Raw genomic sequence first — 12,592 nt, 5'->3', positions numbered from 1 at the left:
ATGACTTTACTATGTTTTTTCTACTTTTTTCCGTTTAAGTTCGGCTGGTCGTATTTACCTTTCAGGCATTTTTCCAGGTACTGAAACTGTACATCGTTAATCAGCATATAACTTTGAAAGTCGTACGCAGCACCGTGCGCTCCTTTGGGATATATACGCAGATCGACGTCTTTACCTGCTGTGGTTAACGCCGTTAACAGCTGCATGGTATTGGCCGGATGCACATTATCATCGCTCATTGAGTGAATTACCAGCAAATGGTCTTGTAAACCTGCTGCGTGCTTAATAGCAGAGCTTTCGTCATAACCCGCTGCATTCTCTTTCATCAGGCCCATGTAACGTTCGGTATAAATATCATCATACAAACGCCAGTCGGTTACGGCCGAGTTGGCTATACCTGCTGTAAACACGCCCGGGTGCGTTAATAACGTATAGATGGTAGCATAGCCACCATAGCTGGTGCCCATAATGGCAATTTTCCCTTTATCTACATAAGGCAGCGTGTTCATGTATTGTGCTGTCTCGGCAAAGTCGGCGCTTTCATATTTACCCAATTGTTTGTAGCCGATTTTTAAAAACTGGCTGCCATAGTTAGAAATACCGCGATTATTTACATCGACCACAATATATCCGTTTTGCGCCAGCCACTGCTGCCATGGATTTGCTGAGAATTTATTGTAGAACGAATGCGATTCTGGTCCGCCGTAAACAGTTAGTACAACCGGGTACTTTTTATTTTCGTCGAAATTGAAAGGCTTGATCATGTAGGCATCTAAAGTTACACCATCACTGGTTTTTACTTTAAAGGGCTCAGGAGCCGAATAAGCATGCGTGCTTAAGTAAGTGGTTACGCCTTTGTTCTCTTCCAGCATTTTCAGAGCCTTTCCGCTGTTGTCAAACAGCGCTACGTGTGTCGGGGTGCTAATATTGCTATAGCTATCCAGGTAATATTTAGTATCCGGCGACATATTCACGTCGTGAAAACCATCAACCGCGCTTAATTTTTTCTTACTACTGCCGTCAAATTTGATACTGTACAGCTCCTGCGCCAATCCTGATGATTCGGCCGACAGATAGTAAATAGTTTGCGATTTGGTATCGATGCCCTCGCATTTGATCATATCCCAGTTGCCCTTTGTAACCTGATTAATCAGTTTACCATCGTAACCGTAACGATAAATATGGTAATACCCTGAACGGTCTGAAACCCAGAAAAACTCCTTGCTGTGCTCAGGGAAATAGATCATATCATTAACGTTGGTATAAAAGTCGAACACTGCAACCCAGGCATTATTCTGTTCTTCCAGTACCACATGGTGCTCGCCCGTTTTAACGTTGAAGAAATACAACTTCATGTGGTTTTGCTCGCGGTTAAGCGTCATCATGGCCAGCACATCCGGGTTGCTTGTCCAGTAAATACGCGGGATGTAAAAATCGCCGGTTTCATCGGGCTTTAACCAGATTTTTTTTCCGGTGCTAACATCAACTACGCCAATTTTAACCTTTGGGTTGGTGTCGCCTACTTGCGGCAACGAAATTTTGATGTTATCGTTATGATGGCCTTCGTAGTTGGTCATTTCAAAATCGGGCACCTTACTTTCGTCAAATTGCCAGTAAGCTATGTACTTGCTGTCGGGCGACCAGTTCCAGGCTTGCGGCTGGCCAAACTCTTCTTCGTAAACCCAATCGTAATGCCCGTTAAATATTCCGTGATCGCCGGTAGCGTCGTTAGTTAACTGCTTCTCCTTGCCTGTAGTAAAATCATACACAAACATATTACCCTTACGCTCAATGCCTGCTTTTTTGCCGTTTGGCGATAGCTCGGCCGTACGGGCATCTTTTGCAACCGGCTTTAGCTGCTTGCTTGCCAGATTGTAGACGTAATAGTCTGCTATGCCTGACTTACGATAGATGGGACGGAAATTTGACTGAAAAACCAGATTTTTTGAATCGTGCGACCACTGAAACGATTCATAATTAAAAGGATTTTGCGTGCCGGGAAAGTTTAGTCCTTTGTTATTAAAGATCAATTCGTCTTTCAAGGTTGAAGGCTGCATTGAGCGGATTTCTTCGCCAGAGATATACGAATACTTCTGCCCGTCGTTTATCCAGTTCACGCTTTGCGGACCTAACCGGCCACGCAATTGCCCGCCCGACATAATGGCGTCTCCTAAGTTTTTATATTCTTTTTTGCTTTGAGCCTCGGCGGCATTGATGAGCGCGCTCCATGACAAGAGCGCCATGCACAGGTATTGTGCAGCGGTTTTATTCATAGTTCAGTTAATTTGTTTTAAAGCTAAAGTATTTACCTCATTTGGACAATTATATCTGTACTAAGTTACAATAGCTGTATCTTTGCGTGCAAATACTGATCTATGATTACCAAAACGCCCAAAGACTCGCTAACCATTATGAACGAGCTGGTATTACCCAATGATACCAATATGCTGCACAACCTGATGGGCGGCCGCCTGCTGCATTGGATGGACATCGCCGCGGCTATAAGTGCACAAAAGCATTGTAACAGCATTGCGGTAACCGCATCGGTTGATAACGTTTCTTTTAAGCATTCCATCAAACTGGGCGATGTGGTCACTATAGAAGCTAAGGTTACCCGCGCTTTTAATACTTCAGTTGAAGTGAGACTGGATGTATGGGCACAGAACGTTCCATCAGCTACGATAGTAAAAAGCAACGAGGCCTATTACACCTTTGTAGCGCTTGACCAAGAGGGTAACAAAATAGAAGTACCAAATTTGCTGCCTGAAACCGATCAGGAAAAGGAGTTTTTTGCAGGAGCGCTGCGCCGCCGCCAGCTACGTTTAGTACTGGCCGGAAAAATGAAAGCGGATGACGCTACAGAGTTGAAAGCGCTATTTATAAGTGATCAGAGCAAGGCTTAAATATAAAGGCTGTCATTTCGAATGAAATGAGAGATCTATACACTCGTTCATAAGCAGATGTATAGATTTCTCGCGATGCTCGAAATGACATTTTTTCCATACACTAACTACCCAGCTCTACAATACGGTCAAATTCCTCGCGCTTCATGCCCATTACAGAAAGGCGACCCTGACGTACCAGGCCGATATCTTTTAAACGCTCGTCGGCTTTAATTTGCTCGAGAGTTACAGGTTTTTTCAAAGTTTCAACCGGCGACAGGTCGACAACCAGCCAGTTGGGATCGGTAGTGGTTGGGTCCTGGTAAGATTCTTTTACAACCTTGGCTATACCTACAACCTCTTTACCCTCGTTGCTGTGATAAAACAGCACCAGGTCGCCTTCTTTCATATCGCGCAGATTATTGCGCGCCTGGTAATTGCGCACGCCATCCCAAAAGGTAAGACCATCTTCATTAAATTTTTCCCAACTATATTTATGAGGTTCAGATTTTACTAACCAGTAGTTCATGTTGTGTGATTTGATGGCGTAAAAATGCAGAAAACCGAAGAGAATTAGAAAAGTTTGAAACTTTTTGCTTTGACCCGAAAGCCTACGAGACATTTTATCAATAATTTCGTGGCAGGTGCAACAACTGTAAGTAAACAAACAACTGCCATCGATATTGCATTTTTGAATTTCTTGAATGCTCACTTTCAGCATCATATCTGGATTCCATAGCACAGCGTTCTGCCCAGTTTTTGTTAAATATCTCCTGTATTTCAGATCTAAAATTATCTGTAAAAACGGTGGCATTTACAGCGGCAGCAAATTTTCTCGTAAAAAGCTCATTAATATCAAAATGTAATTGCTCATGTTTAAGCAAATAGGCATCGTCTCCGTTATAATGACTCCAAGACATCGAATTTTCAGGATAAAAATCACTTTCTATATCAAAAGTAATCAGATAATTACAATCAAGATTCAAGACCTTATAAGTATAGTTAATTTGAGTGTAAGTAGAAGCGCTCCAACCAAACCCAAGCCGGCCTTTAAAGTCCGACCATTTTAAAGGTCTGTTTTCGTCCCATTTAATAACCTGGGCTTTGAGTAACTTTGGGCAGCAAACCGATATTAAGAATGCGATAAATGTAATGAAACGCATTGCCGAAGGTTTAGATAAGATAGATTGCAGAAGCAAGTTAAGACTTTTTATCTTAAAAAATCGTGTTGTTCTTAATCTAATTTAAAAGCTGTCATTAATGCAATATCTTAAACATCAGCTCCTTCATCAAACCACCATGATCGGTATTTGAATCGACACCCTTACTTTTCACATCATACTCACGCAAAAAATGAATGATCTGCATGGTTTTGCCATACGGATAACTACGCGCCGCCTGCTCATAATCTTTCACAAAAAACGGACTTACACCCATCTCTTTCGCCAGGTTTTGTTGCGACTTATCTTTTACATAATGATAGATGAGCACCTTGGTAAAAAAGTTATTCAGATTACCTAGTACCAAAACTATAGGGTTATTCTTTGGATTAGCCTCAAAGTAATTAATGATCTGGTTGACTTTTACAGCATCCTTACGGCCCAACGCACTTTGCAGCTCAAAAACATTATATTCTTTGCTGATACCGATATTGTCCTGAATCAATTTGAGGGTTATCTCCTGTCCTGGCTGCACGTTCAGCATTAGTTTATCTAATTCATTGGCAATCTTAGACAAGTCGTTCCCCAAATACTCCGATAACATAGCCGAGGCCTGCGCATTGATCTTGTAGCCTTTTTCGGTTACATACTCTTCTATCCAGCCGGGTATCTTATTGTCATACAAAGTTCCCGACTCGAATACCAACCCGCTTTTTTCGATGGCTTTGTAGGCCTTTTTTCGCTTGTCAAACTTGCCGTATTTGTAGCAAAATACCAGTACCGTACTTGGCAGCGGGCTTTCCAGGTAAGCCAATAACGGGTTGAGGCCTTTCTTGTCGTCGTTTTCAGTGCCCCATTTAAGTTCTTGCGCTTCTTTAACTAATACTACCTGGTAATCTGACATCATAGGGTAACGCTTGGCTGCATTTAGCACAGCCATGATATCGGTATCCTTACCGTACAAAACCGTCTGGTTAAATCCCTTCTCTGCATCTGACAATAATTTGTGCTCTATATAGTTGCTTACCAGGTCAATAAAGTAAGGTTCATCGCCATGCAATAAATAAACCGGTTTTAACTTTCGGTTTTTAAGGTCTTTAATTATGTCAGAAGCGTTCATTAAGTCAAAAGTAAAAATTCAAAAGGCAAAATGATGTATGGTTGATAAATAACCTGTCATGTTGAGCATAACGAAATATCTTATGATGGCGTATAAGATCCTTCACCATGTTCAGGATGACAATAAGGTAAAATCGTTTTGAATTTTTACTTTTACCTTTTGAATTCACCAAATGCTGCAACCGCTAAATCTGCCTCCCTACCCTTTTAAAATTACCGACCAGGATGGACAGTTATCGCTATTTGATGAAATACGCAAGCGTAATATCATTTTAACACCCGAAGAATGGGTGCGCCAGCATTTTGTGCAGTTCCTCATCGGGCACAAAAATTATCCTAAAAGTTTATTGAAATTGGAGGGAGGTCATAGACTTTACGGCCAGCAACGGCGGTCGGACATTATAGCTTTTAATTCGGCCGGCGATAAAGTTTTAATGGTGGAATGCAAGGCGCCATCTGTTGCTATTGACCAAAAAGTATTTGACCAGGTGGCGCGCTATAATATAGTGCACAAAATTGGCTTGCTGGCCGTAACCAACGGTTTACAGCATTATTACTGCCGCATTAATTTTAAAGAAAACAACTATCAGTTTATTGAGCAATTGCCGGACTATCAGAAAATCTGAAAGAGTTGGCAGAGAGTTTAGTGAGCGCCTGAATCTTCTCCAGTAACTCATTTGGTTTGAATGGCTTGGAAACGTAATCGTTCATACCAGACTCAAGTACGCGTTCGCGGATATCAAACAGCGCCGAAGCTGTAAGCGCTATAATTGGGATACTTGATTTTTGATGATCGCGCATTTTACGTATCTCTATCGCGGCGTCGAAGCCGTTCATCACCGGCATCTGCAAATCCATCAATATAATATCAAAGTTGCCGTATTGCACCAGTTCAACCGCGCGTTCGCCGTTCTCGGCAACGGTTGGGGTGATGCCCCATTTAGATAACAGCTTTTTCATTAGCATTACGTTAACGGGGTTATCTTCAGCAATAAGCATCCTAACACTGCTTAACGTATCACTATTTTCGCTGGTTTGCTGCGGCACATTTGGCTTAGCCACAAACACTTCTGTAGATACCGGGAACTCCATGTTGAATGAAAACTCTGACCCGCGACCCACTGAGCTGGCTACTTTAATTTTCAGGCCTTGCAATTCAAGCAAACGTTTAACAATAGCCAACCCTAAACCTGTGCCGCCATACTCCCGGGTGGTACTGGTTGATTCTTGTATAAATGGCTCAAATATCATGGCCAGGCGCTGTTGCTCTATACCAATGCCGGTGTCTTTTACCGTAAAGCTCACGGTAACCTGGTTATGGCGATCTTCAATACAAGATACCTTTACAGTTACGCCACCCTGGCCGGTAAACTTAATTGCGTTACTGATGAGGTTAAATACTATTTGGGTGATACGGGTGGGGTCGCCAAATAATACTTTACTATTGAGTGAATTGTCTATATCTAATTGAAATGACAAGCCTTTGGTTCGGGCTGTCATGGCCTGGCCGCCGCAAATATTCTGCATCAGTTCAACTATATTGAACTTGATATTCTCAAACACCAATTTACCCGATTCAATTTTATTGAAATCGAGCACGTCATTTACGATAGACAGCAGATTACCTGCCGAAAATTTAAGCACCTCTAGGTTTTCACGCTGATCTGGCCGGGGATTACCGCTGATAAGCAAATTACTCATGCCTATAACTGCATTTAATGGCGTCCTGATCTCGTGCGACATCGTCGACAAAAACTCAGACTTTGCTTCTGACGATTTTTGCGCCTTTTCCATGGCTTCCTCAAACTCGGCAGTTAGTTTACTCTCCTTTTCGTTAGTTTCAACAAGTTGAGTGAAAGTTTTTATAAAAGCTGTATAAAAATGGCTTACAATAAAAGCAATAAGCGCCATGCAGGCAACCATAGCCACTATTGTGGTGGTTTGATCAACTTTCTCAGGTTTAAATGGCAACACATAGTTATTGCTAAACTGCAAAAGCGCCAAAGCCAAAACTGGCACAACGTTAAGCAGCGAATAAATCATGCCCGCTTTCTGGCCCAGCATGTAAACACTAAAAAGCAGGATAGTGATTATCACTTCAACAGTAACTACGTCAACATTTTGTATCGCTATATAGCTATCGACAATGTTCGCCAGTGTGCCTACTATCAGTATTAAGTGAGAAATCAGCGTCCAACGGGGGCGAAAAGTGAGAAATTTGAATAATACCCCGGCTGATATGAACATCATACCCGTTGTAATAGTCAATATAGTATGATGCTGATATATAACATCAGCAAGTATCACAAATAAGGTAAAAAATGATAAGGCTAACCCATAGTATAACATACGCAAACGTGCATTATCGAGGATCGAGAGATCATCAGACAATACCTTACGCAACGAGAAATTAAAAAAGCCTACTTTTTTACTCATAATCAGTGGATAAGCAAAACGCTATACCAATGGGGTTTGAAATTTATTATTAAAGTTTAATTAACCTATTATTAAAAATCAGGAAACCCAACCACTGATGCAATTAATCTGCCAATCCCTGCAAACCCTCTTCTATGATTATTAATTTAGCCTCAGCATCAGATTTCTTTTTCTGCTCAGCCTGAATAATTTCAGGCTTGGCGTTAGCCATGAACCTTTCATTATTTAATTTGGCATTAACAGATTTTAGAAACCCTGCCAGGTATTCTTTTTCTTTTTGCAGACGTTCGCGTTCAGCAACGGGGTCAATATTTTCACTTAGCGGGACATAGAATTCATCTGTCGACACTAAAAAGCTGTTCGCGCCGGTTATCTTTTCCTTAACGATAGTTAATTCGCTAAGATTTGCCAACTTGGTTAAAATTGTTTGATAAGCCAAATAATTAACATTCCCGTTAGCTCTAACAGCTAAGGGCAGTGTTTCTTTAGGTGACATACCTTTGTTATTGCGAATATTTCTAACCTGCGTAATAATTTGTTTAACATTTTCAATGTCTGCCAAAAGCTGGGCATTAATTTCCCCATTAGCAGGCAATTGCGCCACAATGCAACAATCGCGGGTATCCCGGATTCCAAACAGTTCGTCGTGCCACAACTCCTCAGTAATGAAAGGCATAAACGGATGCAATACTTTCAAGATATTCTCGAAGAAAGCAATGGTGTTGGTATAAGTATCACGATCAATAGGCGCTTGATAAGCAGGTTTGATCATTTCCAGGTACCAGGCACAAAAATCGTCCCATACCAGTTTATAAGTTGACATCAAAGCTTCTGACAAACGGTATTGACCAAAGTTATCTTCGATCTCTATCATAGCCTGATTAAACCGGCTTTCAAACCAGCTAATAGCCAACCGGTTAGGATTCTCCAGTTTATCATCAACCTCCCAGCCTTTTACCAATAAAAAGGCGTTCCATACTTTGTTATAAAAGTTACGTCCCTGCAGGCAATGGCTTTCGTCAAACATCAAATCATTACCCGCAGGCGAGCTTAGCAACATGCCTACACGTACGCCATCAGCACCATATTGTGCAATCAAATCCAGGGGGTCGGGAGAGTTACCTAACGACTTAGACATTTTGCGCCCCAGCTTATCGCGAACTATCCCGGTCAGGTAAACATTCTCAAACGGAATTTTGCCTCTAAACTCATGGCCGGCCATAATCATACGTGCCACCCAAAAAAACAATATTTCCGGAGCTGTTACCAAATCATTGGTTGGGTAATAGTAATTGATATCAGCATTTTGGGGGTCTTTAAATCCATCGAACACAGATATCGGCCATAGCCACGACGAGAACCAGGTATCAACTACATCCTCCTCCTGGGTTAAGTCCTGAGTCGTAAGTGCTGAGTCTTGAGTCAGTTCTTTAGCCTGCTCAAGTGCCTCTTCAACAGTTTTAGCAATTACATACTGCCCGTTAGGCAGATAGTAAGCAGGTATCTGCTGCCCCCACCATAACTGGCGACTGATACACCAGTCCTTTACGTTCTCCATCCAGTGGCGGTATGTATTAATGAACTTATCGGGTATCAGTTTAATATCCCCGTTTAAAACATAATCCAATGCAGGCTTAGCCATCTCTTCCATTTTGCAAAACCACTGCATCGAAAGCTTCGGCTCGATAACCGCGTTAGTACGCTCAGAAAAACCTACCTGCGATTTATATTCTTCGACTTTGCCCAGCATGCCGGCTTCTTCCAGCATTGCAGCAATTTTTTTGCGCGCGGCAAAGCGGTCCTCGCCTACCAGAATTTCGGCTTTGGCGTTCAGTGTACCGTCATCATTTAAAATATCAATAACCGGCAGGTTATGCTTCTGCCCAAGTTCATAGTCGTTTAAATCGTGTGCGGGAGTAACCTTCAGACAGCCGGTACCAAAATCCATCTCTACATAGTCATCCAATATAACCGGTATCTCGCGGTTAATTAATGGGATGAAAACTTTTTTGCCATGCAAATGCGTATATCGCGCATCGTTAGGGTTTATGCAGATGGCGGCATCAGCCATAATAGTTTCCGGTCGGGTAGTTGCAACCGTTAAAAACTCAGAGCTTCCAACAATATAATAATTGATGTAAAATAACTTTTGATTTACTTCTTTACGAATAACCTCTTCATCACTTACAGCAGTTTTACCCTGCGGATCCCAGTTCACCATGCGGATACCACGATAGATCCAACCTTTTTTATACAGGTGAATAAAGGTATCTATCACCGCCTCACTCAGGTCATCATCCATGGTAAAGCGGGTGCGCTCCCAGTCGCATGAGGCGCCCAGTTTCTTTAATTGATCAAGGATTATACCGCCGTATTTCTCTTTCCATTCCCAGGCATAATCCAGAAACTCAGCACGGCTAAGGTCTTTTTTGTTGATCCCTTTCTCCTTGAGCATGGCAACAACCTTGGCTTCAGTAGCGATGCTGGCGTGGTCTGTACCCGGCACCCAGCAGGCGTTTTTGCCTTTCATACGTGCACGGCGTATCAGCACATCTTGTATGGTATTGTTTAGCATATGGCCCATATGCAGCACACCGGTAACGTTAGGCGGCGGCATTACAATGGTGTAAGGTTCACGTTCGTCAGGTACAGATCTGAAAAAGTTATTTTCTAACCAGTAACTATACCATTTCTCTTCAGCTTCTTTAGGCAAATATGTTTTAGCAATACTCATAAGGCTGCAAAAATAAGCTTTTGCAGCTAAACTTCGTAGCGGGAATATCTGTGTGATAATTGTTACTATGCATGCATACTTTTATCATAAAATAATCATTAATATTGTATTAAATAACTGAACTCAATTATTCAATGAAACCAAGAATCATTCATCTGATTTTGGCGGGGGGCGTATGTCTTGCTGCCAGCGCTTTCGTTATTGACAACGTAAAGCCGAAACCCAAATTTATTGACCGGGCAAATATGGACTTATCCGTAAAACCCGGCGATGATTTTTGGGAATATGCCAACGGAGGTTGGCTAAAAACCCACTCTATTCCAGGCAACAAAACCAGTTGGGGCGCATTTAACATCCTGGCGCAACAAAATGTTGACCACGTAGTAGCCATCCTTAAAGAAACAAGCAAAACACCGGGACAACCAAAAGGAAGTGTTAAACAACGCGTTGGTGATATGTATGCCAGCGCTATGGACAGTGTAGCCATTGAAAAACTGGGCTACACACCAATCAAAGCAGATTTGGCGCGCATAGACCGCATCAAAACCACTGACGACGTTGTTGCTGAAATTACCTATGAGCGCACACACGCCTTGGGTAGCCCGCTATTTGCCTTTGGCGTAGGGCCCGATTCAAAACACCCCGAGGTGAATATTGCCAACTTTTATCAGGGTGGCACCTCATTGCCCGACCGTGATTATTATTTAAAAGATGACGCACGTTCAAAAAAAATCCAAAATGCTTATAAACAGTATATTATAAACCTGTTTAGCCTGGTAGGCGAGGCCAACGACGCCTCTAAATATGCTGATGTAATTTTTGGTATAGAGAGCAAACTGGCTAAAGCACAATTGAGCCGTGTTGAGTTACGCGACCCTAACAAAAGCTACCACAAGCTATCTGTTATCGACTTCAAGAAATCAACTCCGCATTTTAACTGGGTTAAGTTGATGGTTGATATGAAAGCGCCCGGCCAGGACAGCGTAATTGTTGGACAGCCTGATTTCTTTAAATTTGAGGATGACCTGGTTGGCTCAACGCTGGTTGATGACTGGAAGGTATATTTAAAATGGCAGATATTAAAAAACTCAGCCAACGAGTTAAGCTCGCCATTTGTAAAAGCATCATTTGATTTTACCAGCACCCTAACCGGTCAAAAAGTTCAGTCGCCACGCAGCGAGCGCATGGCTGCGCAGATTGACGGCAGTATGGGCGACTTATTAGGTCAGCTTTATGTAGCTAAATACTTTAAGCCTGCCGCTAAAATTTACATGATTAATCTGGTAAATAACCTTAAAAGTGTTTTTGCCGACCGTATTAAACGTGTAGAATGGATGAGTGATGAAACCAAAGCCCGTGCACTAAAAAAATTGGCAGCCTTCAGTGTAAAAATAGGCTATACCGACAATTGGGAAGAGTACAAAGGCCTGGTTATAGTTCGCAATGATTTTGAAGGCAATTTACGCAGAATTGGCGAATGGCACTATAACTACAACGTAAGTCAGCTGGGTAAGCCTGTCGACAAGAAAAAGTTCAACATGACGCCGCCGACAGTTAATGCTAACTATAGCCCTAACAAAAACGAGATTACTTTTCCTGCAGGCATCCTGCAGCCGCCGTTCTTCGATTTTGCTGCTGATGATGCAGTAAACTATGGCGGTATTGGGGCTGTTATCGGTCACGAAATGACCCATGGTTTTGATGATCAGGGCAGGCAGTTTGATGCCGATGGCTCATTACATGACTGGTGGACTAAATCGGACGCCGACAAATTTAAAGGCCGCGCCGATAAAGTGGTCGACCAATTTAACGCATACACCGTTAATGATACCCTACACTTAAATGGTCGCTTAACTTTAGGTGAAAACCTTGCCGATTTAGGTGGAGTTAATATTGCTTACGAAGCTTTCAAAAAAACCAAACAAGGCAAGGGTAACATTAAAATTGACGGCTTTACACCAGACCAGCGTTTCTTCCTGTCGTTTGCACAGATTTGGCGAGGTATGGTTCGTCCTGAGGCTGCCGGCCAGGCTGTATTGGTTGATCCGCACTCACCGGGCAGATACCGTGCGTATGCTGCATTAACTAATATTGATGCATGGTATAAAGCATTTAACGTTAAACCAGGCGATAAGCTGTACAAAAAACCTGAGGACAGAACCAAGGTTTGGTAGGTATTTAAAACTTCCGGAAGCCACAAGATGACTCTAAAGTGGTTAAAACGTAATATTACAAACATGCCCCGGCCAAAGCCGGGGTTT

9 protein-coding genes are annotated in these 12,592 nt (G+C 42.4%); 3 read left to right on the top strand and 6 right to left on the bottom strand.

The window, feature by feature from the left end:
- Positions 1-20 precede the first annotated feature (20 nt).
- A complete protein-coding gene (locus ACFS5N_RS16010) occupies positions 21-2,273 on the bottom strand; it encodes a S9 family peptidase (protein WP_377187789.1) in 2,253 nt (750 codons plus the stop codon).
- Positions 2,274-2,375: 102 nt separating this feature from the next.
- Here ACFS5N_RS16010 and ACFS5N_RS16005 point away from each other — a divergent pair, with 102 nt between their 5' ends.
- Positions 2,376-2,903 (top strand): acyl-CoA thioesterase, encoded by a 528-nt coding sequence (locus ACFS5N_RS16005; RefSeq protein ID WP_377187786.1) that lies wholly within the window; start codon positions 2,376-2,378, stop codon positions 2,901-2,903.
- Positions 2,904-3,006: 103 nt separating this feature from the next.
- On the opposite strand, the gene ACFS5N_RS16000 is transcribed toward ACFS5N_RS16005, so the two are convergent.
- The 3 genes from ACFS5N_RS16000 to holA all read right to left on the bottom strand — a co-directional run bounded on the left by ACFS5N_RS16000 (position 3,007) and on the right by holA (position 5,162).
- Positions 3,007-3,411, bottom strand: a complete 405-nt coding sequence (locus tag ACFS5N_RS16000; protein WP_377187783.1) for an EVE domain-containing protein — start codon at positions 3,409-3,411, stop codon at positions 3,007-3,009.
- Between the two features lie 97 nt (positions 3,412-3,508).
- Positions 3,509-4,045 (bottom strand): DUF922 domain-containing protein, encoded by a 537-nt coding sequence (locus ACFS5N_RS15995; RefSeq protein WP_377187780.1) that lies wholly within the window; start codon positions 4,043-4,045, stop codon positions 3,509-3,511.
- A 94-nt stretch (positions 4,046-4,139) separates the two neighbouring features.
- Positions 4,140-5,162 carry a DNA polymerase III subunit delta gene (gene holA, locus ACFS5N_RS15990; protein ID WP_377187777.1) on the bottom strand — a complete coding sequence of 341 codons (1,023 nt, stop codon included), beginning with the start codon at positions 5,160-5,162 and terminating at the stop codon, positions 4,140-4,142.
- A 172-nt stretch (positions 5,163-5,334) separates the two neighbouring features.
- Here holA and ACFS5N_RS15985 point away from each other — a divergent pair, with 172 nt between their 5' ends.
- On the top strand, positions 5,335-5,787 hold the full coding sequence (locus ACFS5N_RS15985) for a type I restriction enzyme HsdR N-terminal domain-containing protein (protein WP_377187774.1): 453 nt from the start codon (positions 5,335-5,337) through the stop codon (positions 5,785-5,787).
- Here the strand turns inward: ACFS5N_RS15985 and ACFS5N_RS15980 are convergent.
- Together ACFS5N_RS15980 and ACFS5N_RS15975 are read right to left on the bottom strand one after the other, a co-directional pair.
- The gene (locus ACFS5N_RS15980) at positions 5,753-7,597 is read right to left on the bottom strand and encodes an ATP-binding protein (RefSeq protein ID WP_377187772.1); all 1,845 of its coding nucleotides are present in this window, start codon (positions 7,595-7,597) and stop codon (positions 5,753-5,755) included. The genes ACFS5N_RS15985 and ACFS5N_RS15980 overlap by 35 nt on opposite strands.
- 103 nt (positions 7,598-7,700) lie before the next feature.
- On the bottom strand, positions 7,701-10,331 hold the full coding sequence (locus ACFS5N_RS15975) for a valine--tRNA ligase (RefSeq protein WP_377187769.1): 2,631 nt from the start codon (positions 10,329-10,331) through the stop codon (positions 7,701-7,703).
- A 134-nt stretch (positions 10,332-10,465) separates the two neighbouring features.
- Here ACFS5N_RS15975 and ACFS5N_RS15970 point away from each other — a divergent pair, with 134 nt between their 5' ends.
- The gene (locus ACFS5N_RS15970) at positions 10,466-12,505 is read left to right on the top strand and encodes a M13 family metallopeptidase (RefSeq protein WP_377187766.1); all 2,040 of its coding nucleotides are present in this window, start codon (positions 10,466-10,468) and stop codon (positions 12,503-12,505) included.
- Positions 12,506-12,592: the final 87 nt, after the last annotated feature.

Origin of the sequence: Mucilaginibacter ximonensis (genome assembly GCF_042686265.1) — a bacterium.
Classification (GTDB): Bacteria; Bacteroidota; Bacteroidia; order Sphingobacteriales; family Sphingobacteriaceae; genus Mucilaginibacter; species Mucilaginibacter ximonensis.
This window is presented reverse-complemented; position numbering and strand designations above follow the sequence as displayed.